The following is a 23986-nucleotide window of genomic DNA, read 5'->3' as shown; positions in this document are numbered from 1 at the left end:
TCCGACGTCCAACTGCTGCGACTCGCGGAAGTGGCACTCGGCACGACGAAGGGCCAGTGGTCAAAACGACTCGCGGACGTCGTACGGATGGAGCCCGTCCCGTAGCCGGACCGGACCGGGGCGCGGCCCCGGGCGCGATGCACGTCGCTGGCATTGAGACGCGCCGCCGAAGCCGGCGGCAGACCTCTGACCTTCATTCTCTCCAACTCAGTCAGAAAGAGCCATGACCACCACACCGTCTTCCCCGCCGCGCTACAAGCGCGGTGCCCGCCTCACGCCCGAGGAAGAGGCGGAGTTCCGGGCCTGGGCCCTCAAAATGTACGACGCGAACTGGTCGATTCGGCGGATCGTCGAGAGGAGCGGCCGGTCCTACGGTGCGGTCCACAAATCGCTCAGCGAGGCCGGCGTGACGTTTCGCAGCCGTGGCGGCGCGCGGAAGCGGCCCGCGTCTGCTGAGGACGGTGCCGCATGAGCGAGGGCACTCGCCAAGAGCCCACGACCGAACCCGTCTACAACCCGGCCGACCCGCAGAGCGGACGGGCCCTGGTAAACCATCACCTGCGCGAGCTGGGGCTCGGCGAGAGCTGGCTCGTCAAGGTCGCGGACGACGGCCAGCGCAGCTGCCAGCCTCTGATGCCTCGGAATATTGGAGTGTGCCGTGCCTACGTGCTCACCGAGGCCGCCTGGCCCGAGGGTGCGGAGCTGTGCGTCACGGTGGAGTGGTCGCCGGACGCCGCGCTGAGCCGCAACGACAGAACGGGCCAGGTGCCGGCCGGGACCGAGGAGCACTGGCGCGAACGGGTCGCCGCGACCGCTCAGGCCCTGGAGGGCCTCGGCTACGTCGTGGAACCCAGCCGGTTCAAGTGCTCGCCCCGCTACCACCCCACCGCCGAGCTGCTCGTCTACCGGATGCCCGCCGGGGTGCCTGCGAGGCGGGTAGCGGCGGACACCGCCTGGGCACTGTCGAAGCCCGTCCCCCCGCACTACCAGCAGCAGTGCTGGCCGCGTTTCGAGCAGCCGCCGGAGGAGATCGTCTGTGCCGCGCTGGACAAGGCCGGCCTCAACCCGAATCGGCAAGACCGGTCTCCGTTCGGCCGGATCGTCGTCCGCAGCATCACCCAGACGGTGTGGCCGCCCGAGGCCGACCGCTGCGCCTGGGTGACCTGGTGGCCGACCGACGCCTTCGCCCGAGACCGGGAGACCGGCCTGCTGCCCCCGGGCGCCGAGGAGCACTGGCGCGAGTGCCTCGACCACCTGCGCCGGGCCTTGACCGCCGCGGGGCTCGCCCTGCGGTCCCGCGCCCGGCCCTTCGATCCGGCCGACGAGGAGAGCGCCGACTTCCTCGTCTACCGCGTCGCCTGCTCATCCTCGAACCCGGAGTGACCGTGTTCTCTTCCCCGCTTCACCGGCCGGTGGACCCGGACGTCGCGGAGACGGCAGCCATGCTGGCGGAGGACATCATCGCGTTGCGACGGGTGTTCGCCAGGGGTCGCAAGTGGACGCCGACGACCGTCGAGTACGCGTACCACCACGTCTACGCGACGGCCGGGCCGTGGCTCAAGCTGGCGCGGTCCCGGCGCGACGGCACCGATTCTCCCGCGGACCGGGCGCGTTGGAGTGCCTGGATCTCGGCTCTGACGCCGCCCGAACACCTCGTTGCCGGGGGAAGCCATGCCGATGTGTGTGTCTTGGCCGGTAAGGCCCGGGACATGTTGCGGGCACTCCGGCAGACGTTGGCACCGTGCCCGTCGGTCGGCTCGGTGGCAGCTGGGATCGAGCAGTTGATCCGGGCCGGCGACTTGGCTCCGGCCACCCGAATCTTCCCCGGCGCGCTGGCGAAGAAGGTAGGAGTGCCCGTCGAGCACGTCGACCTGGCGCTCGCGGACCTGGCCGCGAGAGGTCTGGTGGAGGTCCGCGCCAGCGGCAGGGCGATCGTCACGAGTGCGGCGCCCGGCGCTGGGAGTCCCGAGGGGTGCATACGGTCGGCAGCAGGCCGCCGACGTGACCAAGGGCGGGGCGAGCGTGGTACGACCGCGTTACGGTCCGCGTCGTCCACGCCGCTCCTGCCGGATCTGGAGCGAAAGGTCCTCGCGCTGCTCGCGGAAGGGCACAGGGGCCCGGAGGTGGCCGCCCGGCTCGGGCTGGCGAGCTCCCAGCGCGTGCACTACCGGATCCGCCGCATCAGCACGTACTTCGGGCTGGAGGGCGCGACCCAGCCGCAGCTCGTCGACCTCGCCTACACCCTCGGCGCTCTGCCCGCCCCCGAACCCGCCCAGCCGCTCGTGCTGAGGGACGCGGAGTACGACCTGGTCCGGATGATCGCCGCGGGCGGGACGCTCACGGAGTACGCGCGAAAGCAGGGGGTGTCCATATCCCAGGCCAACTACATCGCGCGCAAGGCGCAAAACCTCTTGGACGCCGCCACGCTCCCCGCCCTGATACGACGGTCCTGGCAACGGCAGATCCTCGGCCCCAGCATGTTCGCCGCCAACCTGGCCCGGCTGCGTGCCCAGCAGCCGGCGGAGCCGGACCTGGGGTGCCATGTGATCGTGCCGCTCGCCAGCGGCCACCGGCTGGCGCTCCCGGCCTGGGGCCCCCATCCCACCCGGTACCTGGACGCCTCCAACGAGACCGAGGCCCAGGCCGCCGCACGGTTCCTCTCCGGCCGCGACGGCTACGCCCACCTGCAGATCACACCCCCCGACCGCCCAGACGGCCCGTTCCGCGTGAGCTGGAGACGCCAGGAGGCGACCCCCAGCGCAGGACACGGCCTCGCTCCTGGCCGGCCAAGGAAACCGCCCCTCTACCAGGACCGATCCGCCTGACGAAATCACCGTCCCCGCCCCTCGCACTTCAACCACCCATGCCACACGAGGAATTCACCATGATGTGCGTCCACCAACCTCCCTGTCCCACCGCAGAGTCCCCCGACCGCGAGGCGGCCCGCCTGACCGCCCACCACCCCGAACAGGGATGGAGCCGGCTGTGCAACGGCGTCCTGCTCTTCGAGGACACCGGGGAACTGCTCCCCGACGGGCAGATCATCGCCCCGCACCGCCCTGCGACGGCGGTGGCCGCATGAGCACCCCCACCCGTCAAAGGGACCTCGCCGAGCGGAGGCGACTCGCCGCGGCCTGTGCCGCGCTGCGCAGCATCGTCGACCAGCTCCCCTACGACACGGTGCTGCCCCCGATCGAGGAACTGGCCCGCCGCGTGGGCCAGACGGTGAAGCTCACCCGCAAGGCACTGCGTGAGCTGGACGCGGACGGTGACGCCGTCGTACCGCGCAGGGGACCGGCGCGGCGCCTGCGCCCGGACGAGGCGCACCCCAAGGACGACGAGCTCGTGCGGGAGATCCGTGACGGGATCCTTTCCGGGCGCTACCGGACCGGTACGCCGCTGCCGACCGGAGTGCTGATCCGCCGGCACAGCCTGGAGCCCCGGCGGATGGCGCGGGTGTGCCGGCCCCTGCTGGGCTCCGGGTTCCTCGTTCACCGGGACGAGCCCGGCGGCCCTCGCCTCTACGTGGCCGTACCCGTGCCGGACGCGGACGGCCCGGGGCCGATCGAGGACTACGGCCTGATCGGCGACCAGCGGGGAGCCGCTCTGGTCCGGCGGGACGGCAGCATCGACTGGCTGTGCCTGCTCCGGTTCGACTCCCCCGCGCCCCTGGCCCGCCTCCTGGGCACCTCCGAGCACGGCTTCTGGCAGCTCGCCCCCGCTGCCTTCCCCGGTGCGGTCTCCGTGCCCGTCCCGGTGCGGCGGTACGCGGGCGACACGATGGTCCTGGAGACCGAGTGGGTCACTGAGACCGGCACGGTGAAGGTCACCGACTTCATGGTCCCGGGTGACGAGGCACCGCAGGTCGTGCGCATCGTGACCGGAGTCCGGGGCGAAGTGGCGATGCGGACGCTTCTGCGGGTCCGGCCCGGTTACGGACGTACCCTCCCCCGTCTCGACCGCAGCGACGAGCGGTGTGTGGCCGTCGACCTCGGTGAAGACGGCGACGGACGGCTGTGGGCCACCGCCACCGTCCCGGTTCGGGCGGACGGCGGCGACCTCCACTCCCACTTCACCCTCACCGAGGGCGAGACGGTCGCCCTCACCCTGTCGTGGCAGGAAGGCACCGACAGCCCGCCCCCGCAGCCCGCCCCCGACGCCCTGCTGAAGCACACCCTCGACCACTGGACGGCATGGGCAGCACGGTGCACCTACGCCGGTCCGGACCGCGAGGCGGTCATCCGCTCGCTGCTGGTCCTGGCCGCCCTCATCTACGTCCCGACCGGCGCGCTGGTGGCCGCGGCGACCACCTCCCTGCCCGAGGAGATCGGCGGCGTCCGCCAGTGGGACTACCGCTTCGCGTGGCTGCGCGACGGCGCCCTCGCCCTCGACGCCCTTCTCCGTTGCGGGTACCGGCGCGAGGCCCTCGCCTGGATCGCCTGGATGGTCCGCTCGTGCGCCGGAACCCCCGGACGCCGCCAGATCATGTACCGGATCGACGGCGTACCGGACCTCCCGGAGGAGGTGCTGCCCCACCTGCCCGGATACAAGAACTCGGCGCCGGTGCGGATCGGCAACGGCGCGGCCGGCCAGCTCCAGATCGACGTGTACGGCGAGGTCGCCGACCTCCTCTACCAGGTCGCGCTCGCCTGCCCGCAGGAGGCGCCCGGCATCGCCACCGTCGTCGTCGAGCTGGCCGCGGAACTGGAGAGGTTCTGGCGCGAACCCGACATGGGCATCTGGGAGATCCGCGGTCCGCGCCGCCACTTCGTCCATTCCAAGGTGATGGCCTGGGTCACCGTCGACCGGGCGGTCCGGCTCATCGAGAACGGCTATGCCACCGGCCCCCTGGAGCGGTGGCGGGCGCTGCGCGAGACGATCCACCAGGAGGTGTGCGAGAGGGGTTACGACTCCGAACGGAACACCTTCGTGCAGTACTACGGGGGAACCGCGCTCGACGCCTCCCTCCTGCACGCCCTCCTCGCCGGGTTCCTGCCCGCCGACGACAAGCGGGTCATCGGCACGATCGAGGCGGTCCAGCGCGACCTCGGCACGGACAGCGGGCTGCTGCTGCGCTACCAGACCGAGGGCGAGCACGCCGGCGTCGACGGCCTGCCCGGCGACGAAGGCCACTTCCTGATCTGCACCGGGTGGCTGGTCCAGGCCCTCGCCCGGATCGGCCGCGCCGACGAAGCCACCGCGGTCCTCGACCGCCTGCTGTCGCTGCGCAACGACGTCGGCCTGCTCGCCGAGGAGTACGACCCGCGCCTGAAGCGCCAGCTCGGGAACTACCCGCAGGCGTTCAGCCACATCGGGCTGGTCCTCGCCGCCGTGCGGCTGCAGCGGACGACCGCCCTGGCCGTACCCGGACAGCGGAACACGGATCCCGGCCTCCCCGCGGCCTGCCTGAACTCGGCGGTCGCCGGCCACGGACGGCACGGAGAAAAACCGTGAGCAACCGCGTCACCCTCGACGGACCCTGTCTGGCCAACATCCTCTTCCAGGCGCTGGAGCAGTACGGCCGGTTCAGCGCGGTGAACGACAACGTCGATGACCGCAGACACCCCGTCGGTCATGCCAGGCGGCTACGCGGCTGTTCCGTCGGCACGGATCGGGGCTGGAAGCCTTCGCAGGCGCTCGACCAGCTCGTTTGCCGAGGCATTCGTCGAGTCATCGAGCAGACGTCCGAGACGGGACAGGCGGTTCCGGGCGGTCGCGCGAAGCCGTGGTGGCGGAATGAGGTCGAGCACGCCCAGTGCGCGGCTGGCGGCCTGGTCCGGCTGGTCGCGGGCCTCGGCGAGCGCGAGGACGAGGGTGGCTGCCACCCACGCCGGTGTCGCGGCGGGGGCGGCGGCGATGGACTCGCGGGCGACGCCAGCGGCTCGGTCGTACCGTTCGAGGGTCAGGTGGGCTTCGGCGACGTGCAGGCGGTGTTCGGCTCGGTCGTATCCGAAGCGGCCGGGCAGTTCGACGGCCGAGCGCATGATGTCGTCGCTCTCGCTGATGACGTCATCGGCTTCCGAAGCGCGCTTCAGGGCGGCGAGCGTTGGCAGCAGGGCCCAGCCCAGGAGCTGCGCGCGGCGCAGCCCCTCGGGTGCGTGCTGAAGACCGTACTCGGCGTGTCGGCGAGCGTGGTCCCAGTCCTGGCGCGCGGTGGCGACCATGGCCAGGGCTCCGCTGGACCAGGCGGTGAGGGCCGTCTCGCCGGTGGACTCGCCGAAGGTGCCCGCCAGCGTCAGGTGGGCCCGGGCCCCGGCGCGGTCGTCCAAGTGGTAGGCGAGGTTCCCGAGAAGCGCCGAGAGCCAGCCGACCTGCTGGCGGAGGCTGCGGGCGGTCTCCCGGTCGGAGGCGGCCACCACGGTGGAGAGCAGGTTGCGGGTCGCGCGGACCTCGTCGAGCAGGACGGCCGGCGGGTGCTTGCTGTAGTTGAGGGCGTAGTGCTCCACGGCCGCCTCGGCCAGGGTCACAAGGGAAGGAGAGCCCTCGGGCGCGTCCTGGACGGCCCACTGTACGGATTCACGGATGGCGGGCAGTCCGCTCGTGGTCGTCATGGATTCCTTTCGGCCGGTAGTCGGTTCCTCGCGTTGCCGCTGACCGTAGTGGAGGGGCAGCGGGGCCGCGCACGTACTGCACCACAGGTGGCGTGTCTCCAGGCCGAGTTGTTCCGGACGTGCCCCGTACGCCCGGGAGATCATGATCCTGTACTCGTCGCCGGGCTCCGCCTGCCCGTGCTCGTACCGGCACAGCAGGGCCTGCGACAGGCTCGGCGGCAGCAGACCGTCGGCCAGGTAGACCGCCGCCACCTCGCGGATCGCGTGCGCCCGCGACCACCCCAGAGCCAGTCGCCATGCCTCCAGCGCCGTGAGCTCGGGAAGCGCCGCTCTGAGCGTGGTGACGGTCCGCTCCTGGGTGCGGCCCTCACGCTGGCACTGAGCCCGCAGCCGGGCCGCCTCACGCTGAATCTCCGCACGACGTGCTCGCGTGACTTTCCCCACCGTCCGCCCCCTCGTCGCTCCACCGCGCCCCCGGTCATCCGGCCCCGGCGGACTCCGGGTCGACATTGACCGCGGCGGTCAATGTACATACTGCACACGCACAATGACGGCCAGTCAGCAAAGAGCACATCGTGGAAGCCCGCGCACAGCACACCCTGAGCAGCGTGAGGCTCTGCGCGGCGCACTCTGGGCCTGCGAACAGCACGCGGCCCACCTGGCACATGCCGTCCGCCTATCCCACTCACCTCCCCTATGGCCTCCTCGAAGACCGAAGCCGCCTCACCCCATCGACTCCAGGGACAACCATGGGCTCCGCACCAGCGCCTCCCGGCACCTCATCCACCGACAAGACCCTCGGCTTCAAGGCCGGACACCGCTGGCCCCGCGCTGGAGCTGCGGGTGCTCGTCGACGGGGTCGACATGGCGGGCAAGTCCACACTGGTGCGAGCCCTGGTCGCGGAACTGGAGAAGCGCGGCGTTCCCGCCGTTCGGCACCGGGGCATGCTCGCCGGTCTCCACCCCCTCCAGCCGTTGCTGCGCCGTCTGTCCTCGGCCCGTCAGCCGGACAGCTGGTGGACGACCACCGCGTACGTGATCGGCGGATTCCTGCTCGACGGGCTGCTCGTCCGTCTGCTGCCACCGCGGCCTCGCGGCCATGTGATCGTCCAGGACGGCTACGGCGACAGGACGGTCGCGTTCGGGATGGCCGGAGGGCCCTACCTCGCGGCGGCGCTCGCTCTGCGATGGCCCCGCGCGTTCGCACGGTTCGACCTCGCGGTCTTCCTCCACGCCTCGCCCGGGGCAAGGGCAGTCCGTCTCGGACAGAGCCGTGCGCGCATCGACGTCCGTGACGAGCGCACTGTCCACGTCAACTCGTTCACCGAGCGCTTCCACGCCTTCCACCTGTACGGGATGGGCCGGCGCCATGACCGGCTCATGGTCCTCGACAGCAGTCGGCGCCTCCCGGGCGAGATGGCCCGCGAGGTCGCGGACCGCCTTCTCGAAGGACGTGCGCTCGCCGCCCCGAACCCCGCCGGGCCCCGCCCGGCAACCACTGACACCGCGCCCGAAGGAGCAGAAGTGACCGTTCTTGCCCCGCCGCGAATTCCCTCCGGGGACGGCGACCGCGTCTGGCATCCGTGGACGCCGATCCAGCAGCCGGAGCGGCTGACGCTCGTTGCCGGCCGCGGCTGCCACGTGGAGGACGACCAGGGGCGCAAGTACTTGGACCTGCGCTCGGGAACCCTGAACGCCACCGTCGGCTACGGCCACCCGGCGGTCGTCGAGGCGATCAGCAGGCAGGCGTCCCGGCTGATGACCTGGGACCTCGCCGAGGTGTCGACGCTTCCGGCGCGGAAGCTCGCCGCCCGGATCGCGAGCCTGCTGCCCGCCCCGCTGGAGTACACCCTGTTCTGCAACTCGGGGTCGGAGGCGACCGAGGCGGCGGTGAAGATCGCACGGATGTGGCACCGCCTCCAGGGGCGGCCCGGCCGGACGACCGTGATGTCGTTCGCCGACGGCTACCACGGCGCGACGACGGCCGCGATCGCCGCGACCGCCGCGCCGTTCCGCCGCGACGGCGCCGGCCCCCTGCCCGGCGGTTACGCCCACCTGGCCACCCCGCGCTGCACGCCGTGCGCGGCCGGCGGGAACCACGCCGAGTGCCACGTCCCCGGCGTCGCTGAGTGGGAGGCGCAGATCCAGGCCGTCGGCCCTGAGTCGGTCGCCGCCGTTCTCGTCGAGCCGATCCTGAGCGTGGGCGGCGTCATTGTCCCGGCGGCCGGCGACCTGGCCGGACTGCGCGCCGTGTGCGACCGCCACGGCATCCTGCTGATCGCGGACGAGGTGGCGACCGGCTTCGGGCGCACGGGGCGGATGTTCGGCTTCGAGCACGATCTCGGTGCCGACGGGCCGGCCCCGGACATCATCACCACGGCGAAGGGCCTGACCGGCGGGTACGCGCCGCTGGCCGCGGTCACCGTCCGCGAGGACATCTACCGGGCGTTTGCCGGTGACCCGCTGCTGGGCGGACTACGCCACGGGCACACCACCGGTGGCCATGCGACCGCCTGCGCCGCGGCGCTCGCCGTCCTGGACATCATCGAAGGCGACAAGCTCGTGACGGCCGCAGCCGCACGCGGCGAGCAGCTCCTTGACGCGCTGGCCCCGCTGAGGGAGGTACCGGCCGTCCGCGACGTGCGCGGGCGGGGGCTGCTGATCGGCGTCGAGGTCGCCTCCATGGAGCTGGCCTCCGTTGTCGCCCGGGTCGCGCAGGAGCGGGGCGTCCTGATCCGCGCCTTCGGGCCCGTCCTGACCGTCGCCCCGCCGCTGGTCATCAGCGCCGAGGAGGCCGAGGACGGCGCGCGTGCGCTGTCCGACGCAATCCGCTCGGTGACCGTGGGCGGTGCCCGGTGACCGGGCCGCGCGACACGGTGGTCCTGCCGCTGGCCGGGCGCGGCGCCCGGCTGGGTCTGCCCACCCCGAAGGAACTCCTGCCGATCGGGCCGGGCCGCGTGGCTCTGGACGACACCCTGGTCCTGCTCGCCCCGCACGCCGCCCGGCTGCGGCTCGTCGCGGTGCTCGGTGAGGGCCGGGAGCCGACCGGGCGGCATCTGGAGCGCCGCTGCCGCGCGATGGGCCTGCCGCTCGCCGTGATCCGCCAGGACCCGGATCTGCCGGAGTCGACCGGCGCGGTCCTGACCGCCGAGCCCTGGTTCGGGCCCGCCACCCTGGTGCTCCTGGCGGACCAGGTCCTCGACGCCCCGGAGCCCGACGCCGTCGGCCGGGCCTTGGACCTGATCCACGCCGGACACGAGTCCGTGTTCCTCGCCGCCTTGGAGGACAGCGCCGAGCGTCTGGCGGTCGACGGAGTGCTGCGCGTGCGAAGGGACGACGGCGGGCTGCTGCGGGTCACCGACTACGCCGACAAGCCCGGCCTGACCGGGGCCCGCATCCGCAGGTTCAACGCCGTCTGGTTCGGCTACGGCTTCGCCCGCCGCGCGGCCTGCGGGTTCGTCGGTGCACTGCACCACGCGACGCTCGGCCGGCCCGAGCGCCCCCACCGGATGGAACCCGTGCTGCGCGCGGTGGCCGTCGAGGTCGGGCCGTTCACCGACCTGGGCACGTGGCCCGCGGTCAGCGCCCACTGGAAGGGAGAAGGCGCGTGAGCCGGATCGCGATCCTCGCCGGGCCCTACCCGGTCGACGACCAGCTCGGCGGTATCGGCCTGCGCCTGTGGGAGACGGCGCAGGTCCTCGCCGACGCCGGCCACCAGGTCGCCCTCTGCGCGCCCCGCGCCTCCGACTTCACCCACCCCGGCGTCACGATCACCGCCGGTGGGCACGAGGAGACCGTCGCCTCCAGCGACGCCGTGATCAGCACCGACCTGCCCGACACCCGCCTGCTGCTGGACGCCTACGAGCGCGGCACGCTGCTGGTGGCGGAGAACGCCCCGCCCATCGAGCACCTCCACTTCGACGCGCTGGCCGGGCCCGGCGCGGAGGACCTGTACCGGGACACGGTCGCGCGGTGGCGGCTTCAGCTCCTCCTCTCCGACCATCTGCTGGTCCGCTCGGAGGCGGAGCGGGCCTCGACGTTGGGCGCCCTGGTCGCGGCGGGCCGCATGTCGGCGCTGCACCACCGGGCTGGCGCCGATCTGGCCAGCCTGGTGAGCCTGGTCCCGATCGGCTACAACCAGCACTCCCGCGCGGTAGCGGACGCCGCGACGGCCCGCGTGGACGTGGCGTGCGAGCTGCTGTGGAACGGCGGCGTGTGGGACTACTGCCACCCCGAGCCCGTCCTGCGCGCGCTCGCGGCGGACCGGACCAGCCGCCTCACTCTGCGCCTGTTGTACGCCCCGTCGCCCGAGCGGCTCGGACCGCTGCTCGCGACGGCGTGCGAACTCGGGGTGCAGGACAGGGTGTCGTGGCCCGGCGAGCCGGTGGCGCACCGGGAGCGCGACGGATGGGTGAAGGCCGCCCGCGCCGTGGTGATCACCGGCGGCCGTACGGCGGAGAACATGACGTGCCACCGGTTGCGGCTGCGCGACGCCGCCCTGTACCGGCTGCCCGTCGTCGTCGACGGTCATGGCGCCACCGGCGACCTCGTCGCCGCCCTCAGCATCGGACCGGTCGTCGACCCCGGCCACCCGCACGAGCTGGCCGCCGCCCTGCGCCGCGCGGTCACCGACGGCCCGGACCGCAGCTCCTACCTCACCGCCCTCGACCGCGCCCGCGCCCCGCGCGGCCGGTTCGCCCTGGAGCACCACCTGGAGCCACTCCTTCGGTTGCTGGACGCCGGCCACCGGGCGCCCGATCGCACCGACCGGCGCCACCAGGACCGCGTCCAGACCCTCCTCGCCCAGCACCCGGACCTGCTGCGGCAGGCCCCGGCCGTGATCTGACCCTCCGCCCACGGAAGGACGTCTCACCATGCCCACCCCGCTGATCGCCCCCGCCGCCACCGACGCCCGGCACCTTCCCGGCTTTGCCACCGCCCCCGCCGCGCCCATCGAGGCCGGCGCCTGGACCCTGCCCGGCGAGCGGGAGCGCCACCGCATCGTCGAGCAGTACCGGCGCTGCGGGTACGCGATCGTGCACGTCCCCCACGTCGCCCCGGAGGCCCGGCACCTGAGCGATCTGGCCGCCGCCCTGAACCTGGGCGAGACGTTCACCCCGCCGCTCTACTCCAGCAGCAGCCACACCACCACCGGCGTCAGCCATCTGACCGCTAGTCCGGGCGGCAGCCACCCCTTCCAGGACCGCGCCGGCCAGAACGTCCACTGCGACGGCACACTCCAGCACCTCGGGCAGATCCCCACCACGCTCATGCTGTGCGCGACCGCCGCCGCCGAGGGCGGCGCCTCCTACCTGGTCAACCTGGTCGACGCCTACGCCGAACTGCGCCGTCTGGACCGGGAGGCCGCCGACCAGCTCGCCCACGATGCGGCCCTGGTGCGCACCAGCACGTTCGCCGTCGGACACTCCACGTCCGGACCGGCCTTCGCCCGCGACGGCTCCGGCTCCTGGACCACCCGCTACAGCCGGACGGCCACGGACACCTACCACCCCACGCCTGGCGGCGAGGCGGCCATGGGGCGGGCCCTGGCGTTCCTCGACGCCGCCGCCCGGCCCGGCAGCGCCTTCCGCACCGACTTCACCCTGGCCCCCGGGCAGGCCCTCGTCCTGGCCAACGACCGCCTCGGACACGGCCGCACCGCCTTCCGCGACGCCCCGTACGCCCCGCCGCGTCTGCTGCTGCGCGCCCTGTTCACCCGCCGCCCGCTCGCGTAATCCCTTCTCCCGTCAGGAGTCCGGACCATGAACTCGTCCCCTCCCAGCGGCGCCGAGCTGCTGGCCCGCGGCCTGGATGTGCTGCGCGCTCACGAGGAACGCGCCCGGCGCACCCTCAGCCTCATCCCCGCCGAGAACTCCATGGCCCCGATCACCCGGCTGCCGCTGATCGCCGACCTGTACGGCCGGTACATGTTCGACGAAGCCCCCGGCCCGGCGGATGGCGACTGGCGGTTCCCCGCGGCCAAGGAGGCCGCGTGGCTGGAGACCGGCCTCGCCGTCCCGCTGCTCGCCCGCCTGACCGGCGCCGCCGGGGTGAACGTGCGCCCGCTGTCCGGGCTGCACGCGATGCAGATGGTCGTCGCCGCGTTCGGCGGATCGCCCGGCAGCACGATCGCGTGCCTGGCCCCCGCCCAGGGCGGGCACTACGCGACCGCGGACGTGGCCCGGCAGATGGGCTACACGCCGGTCCACCTCCCCGGACGCGGCATGTACGACCTGGACGAGGACAAGCTCGCCGGCTTCCTCACCGCGCACCGCCCGACCCTTGTCTACGTCGACCAGTGCCACGCTCTGACCAGCCTCGACATCCGTCCGCTGGCCGCCGCGATCACCCAGTGCGGTCTGCCCACGCTCCTGCACGTGGACATCTCCCACACCTTCGGCCTCGTCCTCGGCGGGGCGCTGCCCAACCCGCTCACCAGCGGCGCGGACAGCCTGTCGGCCTCCACCCACAAGAGCTTCCCCGGCCCGCAGAAGGGCGTCATCGCCACCCGCACCCGCGGCCTGGCGGAGCAGCTCAAGAAGGTCCAGCCCCGCCATGTGTCCCACCACCACTTCGGCACGGTCGCCGCGCTCGGGCTCAGCCTCGCCGTGTTCGCCGACCAGGCCGGCCCGTACTCCCGGGCCGTCATCGCCAACGCCCGGGCCCTGGGCAAGGAACTCGCCCGCGGGGGATGGGGGCTGGCCGGCGGTGAGTTCGGGTTCACCGGCACCCACCAGCTGTGGGTCGCCCGCACCCCGCAGCCGACCGCCCGGGACGCTGCCGCACGCCTGTACGGGGCGGGGCTGCACGTGAACTGGCTCTCCGACCTTCCGCTGGGCCGTATCGCCCTGCGCCTCGGGCTGGCCGAGGCGACGTGGCGGGGGCTGGGCACCCAGGACATGCCGCGCCTGGCCGAGATCATGATCGCGGCCACCGGCGGGAGCGTCCCGCTGGACGAACTCGCCGAGCGGACGGCCGCGTTGCGGCCCGCCCGCCCCTATCCGTTCACGCCCCGGTTCGACGAGGCGGTGCTGGCAAGCGCGGTGGCTGACGTTCACGGCGTCCTTGAGGGGGTGCTTCGATGAGCTCGCTGACCGCTCCCGTCACCGAGGACGCCCCCTGCGTGGCCGTCTACCGCGAACTGCGCGACGGCGTCTCCCCGGCCAGCGCGCAGATCGGCTACGGCTACAACCTGTACCCGGCCGCGCCCGCCACCCACCGGTTCCTCCACCAGGCCCTGGAGGCGTGTGCGCGCGCCGGGCGCCTGCACGAGTACGGCACCCCGGAAGACGCTCACGACCGGGCCCTGGCCGCGGCCCTGGCCGGCGCCTACCTGGGCGTCGACCTGGACGGCGAGCAGGTCGTCTTCACCAACGGCGCCACCGAGGGCATCGGTCTGGTCACCCGCTGGTTGGCCTCCTGCGACGCCGGGCTGGTACTGCCCGCGCCCTGCTACTACGCCTTCGAGCAGACCCCGCGCCGGTGGGGCGGCACGATCCTGGGCCGCTACCGGCACGACGGCGCCCTCCACACCACCGGGGCCGGCGCCACGGCGACCGCGCTGGTGGAGATCTTCCCCAACGGCGTCACCGGCACCCTCTACACCCCGCCGCCGCTCCAGGCGGACTTCCGGGTCGTCGATGTCGTCTTCCTCGCCGGCGGCACCGGCCCGAGCCCGCACCAGGTCACCGACCGGGTCCGCGCCACCCTGTCCGGCGGGGTGTCGGACAGGGCCGTGCTGATGACGCCGTCGAAGGACCTGTGCATCCCCGGGATCCGCCCCGGCCTGCTCATCAGCGGGAGCACTTCCCTCCTCGGCGCGGTCCGCGACGACCTCTTCGACCGCACCGCCTCCAGCAACCCCCTGCCCGGGCAGGTCGTCCTGCTCTACCTGACCGTTCTGCTCCTCGCGGAGGCCGCCCACGACCGCGACCCGGCCGCCTTCTCCCGCCGCCACCGGTGGATCACCGAGCAGTACGCGCGCCACCAGGTGCCCACCGTGCCCTCCGAGAAGGACTGCCGGGCCATCGTCGATCACCTCGACGCGATGAGCCGGCACTTCGCCCGCGGCTTCGACCTGCTGAACCAGCACGCCGGCGACCTGCTGGAGACCGGCACCCACCTGCGCCCGATCTCCGGGTACTCGCTGCTGCCGCGCCTGGTCGCCGATCTCGACCGTCCCGACCAGACCGTCGCCTGGGTCAACGCCGTCGGCCGCCAGTTCGACCTCAAGCTCAACGCCCACCTGCTCTTCGGCGGCACCAAGGAGTCCTGGCACCACCTGTACCCCGGGCCGCCGCGGATCCGCGTGAACCTGTCCGTCCCGCACCAGGACCTGCTGCACACCCTCGGTCTGCTGCGCGCGGCGCACCGCGGCGTCGTGCTGCCGGCGCCCCGGAAGGAAGTGGTGTAGATGACGGCCCTGACCGACCTGCTGGACACGGTCGCCGACCGGCACCTGGACGCCATCGCCGTCGCCGACGAGCAGGGCGAGCTCACCTACGCCGAGCTGCGGGCGGCCGTCCTGCACACCGCGGCCCGCCTGCGCGAGGCGAACCCCGGTCGCGGCCCGGTGCTGCTGGCGCTCGCGCCGGGCACCGCGTGGGTGACCGGCCTCCTGGGTGCGTGGCACGCCGGATGCCCGGCCGTCCCGGTCGATGTGACGCACCCGCCCGAGCGGCTGCGCCGGATCGCCGCCGTGTGCCGGGCCACCGGCATCCTCACCCCCGCCGCGGCTCCCGGATGGGCCGACGGCCTCACCGCGACCGCCCCGGCCACCGGGCCGACCCGGTCCGAGGCCCCGCTGCCCGCGGCTTGTACGGACGAGGACCAGATCGCCTGCATCTGGCACACCAGCGGCAGTACCGGCACTCCCAAGTCCGTCCTGGTGTCCCACCGCGCCATCGCCGCCCGGGCGTCGGTCCTGCCGCGATGGTCCGGCCTCACCTCCAGCGACCGTGTGGCGCAGTTGACCGCGCTCACCTTCGACGCGGTGCTGTGGGAGGTTCTGGGCGCGCTGACGGTCGGGGCCCGGTTGCAGATCGCCGCGCCGCGCGACCGCGTTCCCGGCCCGGCTCTGCCCCACTTCCTCGCCAACCACGAGATCACCGCGTTCACCGCCACCCCGACCTACCTGGCCGCCGCGCCGTTCACCGACCTGCCCCACCTGCGGCGCATCGTCCTCGGCGGCGAGGCACTCCACCCCGGTCCGCTCGCCGCGTGGATCGACCGGTACGACGTCGCCAACGCCTACGGCCCGACCGAGGCGTGCGTGGACGCGATCGTCCACGAGCACGTCGCCCCGGGCGAGGGCCCCGTTCCCGTCGGCCGTCCGCTGCCCGGCGTACGCGCCTGGGTCCTCGACACCTACCAGCGGCCGGTACCGGTCGGGGTGGCCGGTGAGCTCTACCTCGGCGGCGAAGGACTGGCCGCCGGCTACTTGGACCGGCCGGGGGAGACTGCCAAGGCATTCCTCCTTCTGCGCCTGCCCGGCCCCGGCGACGGGAGACGACCCGAGCGGGTGTACCGGACCGGGGACGTGGTGCGGCAGCGACCGGAGGACCGGCGGTATGTGTTCCTCGGCCGCGTCGACGGCCAGCTCAACCTCGGCGGCGTCCGCCTGGAACCGGGCGAGGTCGAACACGCCGCCGCACAGGCGACCGGTGTGCGCGCGGCCGTGCTGCTGACCGACCAGAGCACAACGGGCCGCCCCCGGCTGGTCCTGCACGTGGAGACGGACGACCCCGACCTGCCGACCCGGCTGCGCAAGCGCCTGGCGGCACAGCTGCCGCCCTCCGCCGTTCCGGCGCTCATCATCGGACGCCCCTGCCTGCCCAGAACCACATCCGGAAAAATCGACCGCCGCGCCCTCGCCGCCGCTCCTGACGCCGCCGCGCCGGACGCGAAGGAGGCGGGGCCGGCCTTGCCGGAGGACGTCGCGGCCTGGTGGCGGCAGCAGACCGGCACGCCGGCCGACGGCACGCGGGACTTCTTCGCCGCCGGCGGCGACTCCCTGGCCGCGCTGCTCCTGCTCCAGCTGGTCAACGAGCGCTACGGCACCGAGATCACCCTCGACGCGTTCCACGCCGACCCCACCACCCGGTTCCTCTCCACCATCCTGTCCGGGAGGACGTCATGAACCAGCCGATCCTCGGGCTGCTCGTCGACCTCGACGGCGTCGTACGTCTGTGGCCGCGCCGCAGCGCGATCACCGCGGCCCTCGCGTGCGGCCTGCCCGAGCAGGCCGTCCGCGAGGTCGCCTACGACGGCGGCTTCGACCTGGCCCACCACGGCATCTGGACCCACGAGCAGTGGGTCGACCAGGTCCGCGACCGTCTCACCTCCGTCTTCGGGGACGCCGGGAAGCGTGCTGCCGACCTGTGGGCGGCCGACCGAGGTGAGGCGAATCCGGCGATGGCCGACCTGCTGCGGCGGGCCCGCGCCGCCGGTCTCGTGATCGGTGCCCTGACCAACAACACCACCGTCGTCGCCGCCGACCTGGCACTGCACGGGCTGGACGACGTGTTCGACCACATCGCCAACTCCGCCGAGATCAAGGTGACCAAGCCCGCCCCCGGCGCCTACACGGCGGCGCTGACGATGATGGACCTGCCGGCCGGGCACGTCGCCTTCACCGACGACAGCCGGACCAACGTCACCGCCGCCCTTCACCTGGGACTGCACGCCCACCACTTCACCGGCGCCGAGGAGTTCGAGGACTTCCTGACCGGCCTCGGCTTCACCCTCCCGCCGGTGGTGGCGGTCCCGCAGCCGCGGACCGCGCCGACGGGGACGGCACCGGCCGCCGGGCACGCCGAAGCCGACGGCCGCACCGCGGCCTCGACCCGCTTCCTCGCCACCGGCCGGGCCCCGGCGGATCTCGCCGCCCAGCTGACCGCGCAGGACCCGACCACCACGGCGGTGCCGCTCGGCCCCGACGCCCTGGCCACCGTCACCACCTGCGGACACCTCACCACCTGGCGGCTGATGCCCCACGGCGCCGACCCCCGCACCGCCGCCGGGTACCTGGACGCGTGGGCGGCGACCTCCTCCGGCGTGGACGCCGAACACCTGCCGCCCTGGCTCCCCGCCACCCGCACAGCCGCCGCGCCGCGCGCCGCCGACCTGCTCCACCACACCGGCTGGTCCCTCGGCCAGCTCGCCGCCGCCGCGGAAATGGACGACCTGCTGGCCGCCGCGACCCACCTGGACACCGCCCGCCAGAACCTGACCGCGCTGGCCGCGATGCTCCTGCGGCACCAGCCGGCACCCTGGCCCGGCACAGCGGCCTCCCGCTACCTCCCCGCCGCCGTTCGCGACGCGCTGACGGCCTCCCTGCGCGCCGACCCCACCACCCGGAACGGTCTCGCCACCGCCCTCACTCCGCTCCTCGACGTCCTGCGCCACCTGCTCCACCTCACCCAGCTCGTCCTCGACACCACCAGCTCCTGGCCGTGGCGGTACACCGCGACCGCACTCGCCCCGCTGCTCGGCACGGTCCCGGACCTCAGCGCGCGGGCCGCCGACGACCCCCTCTACACCCCGGCCCTGGCCGCCGTGTACGACCGGCACCGCCCTCTGGCCGCACCGATGGTCGAAGCGCTGGGGACCTGGGCGGCGAAGAACGTGGCCGGCCGTGATGTGGTGGAGCTCGGTGCGGGGACGGGGCGGATCACCCGGCAGCTCGCCGTGCACGGCCCGAAGTCCTACCGGGCCGTCGAGCCGTCCGCCGCGATGGCCGCCCTCCTCGCCGAGGCGCGGCTGCCCGGCGTCCGCGTCGTCGAAGCCGACGCCCTGATGCTTCCCCTCTCCGAGGGGAGCTGCGACCTCGTCGTCGAGCACGAGGTGCTGCAGTTCACCGCCGACCCGCTGCTCGCCGCCGAGGAGGCGCTGCGCGTCCTGCGCCCCGGCGGCCGGCTCGTCCGCCTGCTCCTGCACCCGGCCGGTTCCCATCCGCTCGCGGCCATCGACGCGGCCTACCGCAAGGCGGCGTTCGACGGCGGCCCGCTGCCGCTGTTCTTCGGCAAGGGCACCGACCAGCGGGTCACGGAGTACCTCGCCGCCCTTGGATGGCCCACCCGGACCCGGCTCCTGGCCGAGTTCACCGAGGACCGCACCCCGCGGCAGGCCCTCGACGCGCTCGCGGACCGGGCCTGGCCCTACCAGCACCAGCTCACCGACGCCCGTCACGAGCGCGGCATGAAGGCCGCCTCCCAGGCAGCCGCCCGCATGCCGACGGCCACGGCGGTCGGCTACCGGCTCCGCGCCTTGATCACGCCCGCCGACCAGGAGGTCCGCTGATGCCCCGCCTGCCCGAGGGGTACCAGTGGGCGGCCACCCTCGTCGAGGCCGCCCGGCTGCTGGCCGAGGGCATGGTTCCCGTCCTGCGCCCCGCGGAGCGCGAGCGCGCCGACCGGTGGGCGAACGTCCTGCACACCTACCCGGGCCCCAAGGTCCGCCCGGATGCGCCGCCGGGGGCGCGGGTGGTGAGTCTGGCGGGGCACGAGGACCTCGGCGAGCTCGTCGCCCAGGCCCTCGGCCGCCCCCACCACTCCCTCGACCCGGCCCTCTTCTACTCCTCGGGTGTCCTGGGGAGGCGGGGCGGCAGCGTCCTCGTCGTCGCCCGCGCCCACGCGCTCCGCCTCGGCGTTCTGATGCCGCTACTGACCGCCCTGGCCGAACAGGACACACTCGCCGGGTTCCTCACCGGCCGCGATGACGCCGCCTGCACCTTCGCCGCGGCCAAACTCCTGGCCCGCCCCGCCGCCGGCCCGGCGCGCGCCGGGCTCCTCGACGGCACCACCGGCATCGGCCGGGTGTTGACCGGAGGAAGGGAGGAGGAGCGCAGCACGATCGCCGACGTCCTCGCCGCCCCCTGGCCCGCCCTCCTGGTCGACGCCCACGGCTCCGCCGCGCACGCCTCCCTCGGTGCCGTGACCCTGTGCGGGCTCAGCGGACCACGCGAGCGCACCCTCGACGGCGCCGTCCTGCCCGGTGGGTGCACGCCCGCGCGCTGCAAGACCGACCCGCACGGACGCACGCGGCCCCTCGCCCCGCACGATCTACAAACCCGCGTCCTCGGTCTCTTCGTATGCAACGCGATCACCCCGCACGGCGGCGAGCAGTTCCCGTCCGACGTGAACCTCGCCCTGGACGCCGTGGAGGGCCATCCACAGGCGATCCTCGGACTGCTCCGCGGTGACCTGGACACCAGCGGGCACGAGCCCCGCCTCACCGCCGAGGCTCTCCACTCCGGCGCCCGGCTCGGCCAGTGCGCCGCCCTCCTCGACGACGACGGCGCCCACCGGGGCATCCGCGGCCCCTCCGCGATCCTCCTCGGCGACCCCGAGCAGCGGCTCCACCCCGGCGACGACACGTCCCCCGCCCGCCCAACCGCTGCCCCCGGCCGCGCCCCGGCCCGCACCAGCGCGGAAGCCGAGGAGCTCAGCCGGTGGCAGGTACGGCTGGGTGACGCGGACGCCTTCGAGCACGCCCTGCGCGCCGCCCTCCACGAGCGCCCCGACCAGGACCTCGCCGCCTGCCTGAAAGAGATGACCACCCACCGCCAAGAGGCCCTGGCCATACTCCTGGCCGCCATCCGGGTACCGGGCGGAGAGTGGCAGTCCCGTATGGAGGAGCGGAGTCTGCGCTGGGCCCACGCGACGCTCGCGATCCTCAGCCGCACCAGGGGCGGCGCGTTCTCCCGCCAGCTCATCGCCGCCCGCGCCCACCACCGCACCTCCCACTGGTCACCCGCCCCCGCGTGCGGGTACTGCCGCGCGCCCCGGGAGTACGAGCACCTGGCCAGCCCTCTCGGACTCACCGGCCGCCGTACCGTCCGGTGCCCCAAATGCGGGCCGGCCCTCAGCCTCCCGGCCACCCTCGGCCCGCTCGACGTCGAAGTTCCGCAGGCCCTGGTCCCGGGTCAACCGGCCGCCCTCCACGTCACCTTCCCCGAGCAGGCCCGGGGCCTGTGCGCTGTTCATCTGCGCCCCCGCTCCACCCGGCGCGGCTCCTACGATCACGCTGTCCTGCGCGCCGCCCCGGGCCGGCACACCGTCACCCTCACCCCGCCCGCGGACCCGCTCCCGGAACTCGACCGGCTCTGGGTCGTGCACGCCGACGACTTCCACGTCGCCTACCACCAGTACCGCCTTCCCCTCCTGCCGCTCCCGGGCGGCACCGACCACCCGCAGTAACCGCACCGGCCGGGGCCCCGGTTCCCGGCCGGCTGACCGGACCGACGAACACGAAAGAGAAGCGCATGCTCATCTGGATCAACGGCCCCTTCGGCGGCGGCAAGACCACCACCGCCCGCCTCCTCCACCAGCACCTCGCCGGAAGTGTGATCACGGACCCGGAGGAAGTCGGGTTCCTCCTCCGCAAGAGCCTCGGCGACCACCCCAGCCGGCGGAAGGACTTCCAGGACTACCCGATGTGGCGCAGCCTGGTCGCCCAGGTCTGCGCCGAGCTGGACCACCACACCCACGGCGGCCCGGTCATCGCGCCGATGACGCTGCTGCGCCGCGAGTACGCCGACGAGATCTTCGACGCCCTGAACAAGGACGGCGTCAAGGTCCGCCACCTCCTCCTGCACGCCGATTCCGACACGCTGCACGCCCGGATCGAGGGCAGCATGGAGTTTCCCGGCGACGAGGAGCGCAGCGAGAAGGTCCGCGCCTTCCGGCGCCGCCGGCTCGCCGACTACGAGGCGGCGTACGCGACCTGGCTGGGCGAGCAGGCCGAGGTGATCGACACCACCGGCCTCACTCCCGAGCAGGTCCTCGCCCGCGCCCTCCCCCTCCTGCGCCCGTGACCAGCGCGGTAGCCCGGATGACCGGGCCGGCCGAGGTCGTCGCGGACCACAGCTGGCCCGGCACGTCCACCACCGTGCTGCGTCTGAGGGACACCGACGGCCACGAAACGATCCTCAAGTCCAACACCAGCACCGGCAGTTTTCAGCGCGAGTACGCCGCGCTCTCCCGCTGGACCCCCGCGCTCGGCCCCAGCGCGCCCCAGCTCCTCGACGTCGACGAGGACGAACACCTGCTGCTGATGACCGCGGTCGCCGGCCGCCCCCTGCAGTCCCTCCCCCTCACCCGACGCGAGGAACGCCACGCGTACGGGGCCGCCGGCGCCCTGCTCGCCCGCTTCCACACCACCGCGCCCCGCACCGTCCTGCCCTCCTTCGGCCCCGACCGCGCCGCGTACATCCGCCGGCAACTCACCAACGGAACTGCCCCTCTGACCGGTGACGACCTCACCGTTCTCGACGAGGCACTCCACCTGCTGGACGCCCTCCCCGCACAGCAGGCACACCCCTCCCACCTCGACTTCACCGGCCGCAATCTCCTGGTGCGGGGCGGGACAGTGAGCGTCATCGACTTCGAGACCAGCCGCTACGAGGCCGCCGGCCGCGACTTCCTGCGGATCACCCAGCGCACCCTCCACCGCCGCCCCGACCTTCGGACCGCGTTTTACTGCGGGTACGGCCGCGAACCGGACCCGGCCGAGACCGAACTGATCCGGATCTGCACGGTCACCGACGCCGCCGCCATCGTCGTCACCGCCACCGCTCTCGGGCAGCACGCCTTCGCCAACGAGGCCCGCGCCCTCCTGACCGCCGCCGTACGCAGCTGGCCCGAACCCGCGCCCGGAACCGCCATTCCGCACGGGCGAAGCCCCATATGACTACTTCTGGCCCACCCGCAAGCCGATCGATGCACGTCGTCACCGCCACCACCGGCTTCCACTCCTCGCTCGACCGCGCCGCCGACCTGGCCGCCACGCTCCATCACGCCTGCGGCCACGGCCTGATCTTCGACAGCGGCGCCTTCTTCGAAGGCACCCACTACTGCCCATGGCCCGGCCGCCTTCGGCGGCCGGGCCATGGGGTCGGGCCCACCGTCAGGCGGCGCCGAAGTAGCGGTCTCGGCCTGCGCGGTCCTGCAGGTCTCCGAGGATCTCCTTCAGCAACGCGGTGCGGAAGTCCGCTTGGGACAGTTGCTGGGCCAGATGCTCGGTGGCGGCCTGGTCGCAGTCGGGCAGGGACGCACGTACCAGTAGCTTCAGCTCGGTGCGGGCTTCGAGGCTCATGACGGGGGTGTGGATGCGGTCGACGACGGCGCCGGCGCCCAGTTCGGTGATGCTCCACTCCCCGGGGGCCTCCTCCGTGGCCCACACCACGGAACGGGTCTCGGGAGACAGGGTGAGCCGGCAGTCCGGACCGACCAGCGCGCTGAGCGCAGGGAGGGGAACGCCGCCCGGACCGGCGAGCGCTGCGGCCTCGTCGGCGCTGTCGACGACCAGGTTGGCGGTAAGCGCGTGGGCCGCTCGGCGCCGAGCGGCGTCGGCTTCGGCCTGAGCTGGCGGCTGCGCCTCGGGCTCGGCGCCGGCCCAGGCGTTGCGTTTGCCGCCGAGGGCGTCGGTCGTGTCGTTGGAGGATTCGGCCTCGACCCAGGTGATCACGACGAATCGGCAGTGCGGCGTCGCCGCCGGGTGAAGGACGTGGGAGACGACCTCGACGGTCTGCCAGCCCAGGGCGGGAACGATCATCCGGAACACGTGGCCGTCTCGGTCGGCCTCCATGTCGGCCTCGGTGCGCCAGATACGGTCCACGTCGGGGTTCCGGCGGACCTCGGCGATCAGTTCCGCCAGCTCGGAGTTGTCCTTGTGGGTGGCCTGGGCGAACTTCAGCAGCCGAATGTAGGCCGTGGCGTGCATGTCCCAGTCGTGGTACAGGGTGCGGGCTTCAAGGTTCGTCAGTGCCCAGCGCATCAGGTTGGCGCGTGGCTCCATGGCCCATGGCCACCATTCGGCCATCGCCTGGTTGTAGGCCAGGATGTTCCAGTTGCGGTCGGTCAGGTAAGCGGGCGAAGGCATCTGCCGGTCGATCAGCAGACGCATCGCCTTGCGCAGTTCGGGATTCACGCCAACGAGCGGGTCATCGTCAAGGGTGGTGCCGATGTTGTACAGCAGCAGTGCGTGGCGCTCGCTCTTGTCGAGCTGGAGCAGTTCAGCCAGCGCTTCGCACTGGGCCTTGGTGAACCGCGGCGGGGTCGCGCCCTTTTCCACGTTGCGGTAGGTCCGCACCCCCATGCCGAGGGCCTTGGCCACCGGGGTCTGGGTGAGCCCAGCCGCCTGGCGCCATCGCTTCAGCCAGCTACCGAACCCCATGAACTGACCGGCGAGTTCTTCGCCGTGGTGCGACGCTTCCTGTTTCTCCGCGTCGCCATCGCCGAAGGGGGTTATCCCCTGAGCAACCATGAGGTTTCCTTGTCTCCTCGTTCTCCACGGGAGACACCTGCCCGAGGGCATGAAAAAAGGGGGCAGCACGAATGCTAGAGGTTGTCCCGTAACTGCTGGTCAGGGTTGAGATGATCTTGTCGTGGCTGGTGTGATCACGGCGTCGGAGCCCTCCTGGATAGGCCCGTTCA

At 73.2% G+C, this 23986-nt stretch carries 18 protein-coding genes; 16 read left to right on the top strand and 2 right to left on the bottom strand.

What is annotated here, in order from left to right; genetic code table 11:
- Positions 1–223 precede the first annotated feature (223 nt).
- The 5 genes from AC07D6_RS32980 (at position 224) to AC07D6_RS32960 (ending at position 5454) form a co-directional block, all read left to right on the top strand.
- Positions 224–472, top strand: a complete 249-nt coding sequence (locus tag AC07D6_RS32980) for a helix-turn-helix domain-containing protein (RefSeq protein WP_479050551.1) — start codon at positions 224–226, stop codon at positions 470–472.
- Positions 469–1383, top strand: a complete 915-nt coding sequence (locus AC07D6_RS32975; protein ID WP_479050549.1) for a hypothetical protein — start codon at positions 469–471, stop codon at positions 1381–1383. Before AC07D6_RS32980 ends, AC07D6_RS32975 begins: the two co-directional genes overlap by 4 nt.
- Positions 1384–1385: 2 nt before the next feature.
- Positions 1386–2825, top strand: coding sequence for a helix-turn-helix transcriptional regulator (locus AC07D6_RS32970; protein ID WP_479050547.1), 1440 nt, complete (start codon positions 1386–1388; stop codon positions 2823–2825).
- A gap of 62 nt (positions 2826–2887) precedes the next feature.
- Positions 2888–3082: a DUF5999 family protein gene (locus AC07D6_RS32965; protein WP_479050553.1), complete on the top strand. Its 195-nt coding sequence runs from the start codon at positions 2888–2890 to the stop codon at positions 3080–3082.
- Positions 3079–5454, top strand: coding sequence for a glycoside hydrolase family 15 protein (locus tag AC07D6_RS32960; protein WP_479050545.1), 2376 nt, complete (start codon positions 3079–3081; stop codon positions 5452–5454). The genes AC07D6_RS32965 and AC07D6_RS32960 overlap by 4 nt, the downstream gene beginning before the upstream one ends.
- Positions 5455–5585: 131 nt before the next feature.
- Here AC07D6_RS32960 and AC07D6_RS32955 read toward each other — a convergent pair whose 3' ends face one another.
- The gene (locus AC07D6_RS32955) at positions 5586–6995 is read right to left on the bottom strand and encodes a Twin-arginine translocation pathway signal (RefSeq protein ID WP_479050543.1); all 1410 of its coding nucleotides are present in this window, start codon (positions 6993–6995) and stop codon (positions 5586–5588) included.
- 399 nt (positions 6996–7394) lie between these two features.
- Between AC07D6_RS32955 and AC07D6_RS32950 the strand changes: the two genes are divergently transcribed.
- The 11 genes from AC07D6_RS32950 (at position 7395) to AC07D6_RS32900 (ending at position 22241) form a co-directional block, all read left to right on the top strand.
- A complete protein-coding gene (locus AC07D6_RS32950) occupies positions 7395–9410 on the top strand; it encodes an aminotransferase class III-fold pyridoxal phosphate-dependent enzyme (RefSeq protein ID WP_479050541.1) in 2016 nt (671 codons plus the stop codon).
- Entirely contained in the window at positions 9407–10162 is a 756-nt protein-coding gene (locus AC07D6_RS32945; protein ID WP_479050539.1) for a glycosyltransferase family protein, read from the top strand. The genes AC07D6_RS32950 and AC07D6_RS32945 overlap by 4 nt, the downstream gene beginning before the upstream one ends.
- Positions 10159–11397 (top strand): glycosyltransferase family protein, encoded by a 1239-nt coding sequence (locus tag AC07D6_RS32940; RefSeq protein WP_479050537.1) that lies wholly within the window; start codon positions 10159–10161, stop codon positions 11395–11397. The genes AC07D6_RS32945 and AC07D6_RS32940 overlap by 4 nt, the downstream gene beginning before the upstream one ends.
- A gap of 28 nt (positions 11398–11425) precedes the next feature.
- A complete protein-coding gene (locus AC07D6_RS32935; protein ID WP_479050535.1) occupies positions 11426–12286 on the top strand; it encodes a TauD/TfdA family dioxygenase in 861 nt (286 codons plus the stop codon).
- 27 nt (positions 12287–12313) lie between these two features.
- Positions 12314–13636 carry a PLP-dependent aminotransferase family protein gene (locus AC07D6_RS32930; protein ID WP_479050532.1) on the top strand — a complete coding sequence of 441 codons (1323 nt, stop codon included), beginning with the start codon at positions 12314–12316 and terminating at the stop codon, positions 13634–13636.
- The gene (locus AC07D6_RS32925) at positions 13633–14964 is read left to right on the top strand and encodes a PLP-dependent aminotransferase family protein (RefSeq protein WP_479050530.1); all 1332 of its coding nucleotides are present in this window, start codon (positions 13633–13635) and stop codon (positions 14962–14964) included. Before AC07D6_RS32930 ends, AC07D6_RS32925 begins: the two co-directional genes overlap by 4 nt.
- Positions 14965–16689, top strand: coding sequence for a non-ribosomal peptide synthetase (locus tag AC07D6_RS32920; protein WP_479050528.1), 1725 nt, complete (start codon positions 14965–14967; stop codon positions 16687–16689).
- On the top strand, positions 16686–18851 hold the full coding sequence (locus tag AC07D6_RS32915) for an HAD-IA family hydrolase (protein ID WP_479050526.1): 2166 nt from the start codon (positions 16686–16688) through the stop codon (positions 18849–18851). The genes AC07D6_RS32920 and AC07D6_RS32915 overlap by 4 nt, the downstream gene beginning before the upstream one ends.
- Positions 18851–20749 (top strand): hypothetical protein, encoded by a 1899-nt coding sequence (locus tag AC07D6_RS32910; RefSeq protein WP_479050524.1) that lies wholly within the window; start codon positions 18851–18853, stop codon positions 20747–20749. The genes AC07D6_RS32915 and AC07D6_RS32910 overlap by 1 nt, the downstream gene beginning before the upstream one ends.
- A gap of 65 nt (positions 20750–20814) precedes the next feature.
- Positions 20815–21366, top strand: coding sequence for an AAA family ATPase (locus AC07D6_RS32905; protein WP_479050522.1), 552 nt, complete (start codon positions 20815–20817; stop codon positions 21364–21366).
- The gene (locus AC07D6_RS32900) at positions 21363–22241 is read left to right on the top strand and encodes a phosphotransferase (protein ID WP_479050520.1); all 879 of its coding nucleotides are present in this window, start codon (positions 21363–21365) and stop codon (positions 22239–22241) included. Before AC07D6_RS32905 ends, AC07D6_RS32900 begins: the two co-directional genes overlap by 4 nt.
- Before the next feature lie 216 nt (positions 22242–22457).
- Here AC07D6_RS32900 and AC07D6_RS32895 read toward each other — a convergent pair whose 3' ends face one another.
- Positions 22458–23816 (bottom strand): helix-turn-helix transcriptional regulator, encoded by a 1359-nt coding sequence (locus tag AC07D6_RS32895; protein WP_479050518.1) that lies wholly within the window; start codon positions 23814–23816, stop codon positions 22458–22460.
- Positions 23817–23986 lie beyond the last annotated feature (170 nt).

The sequence above is a fragment of the Streptomyces sp. NPDC045287 genome, from assembly GCF_056432325.1.
Note: the sequence above shows the minus strand (reverse complement) of the source record. Positions and strands in the feature narration are given on the sequence as shown.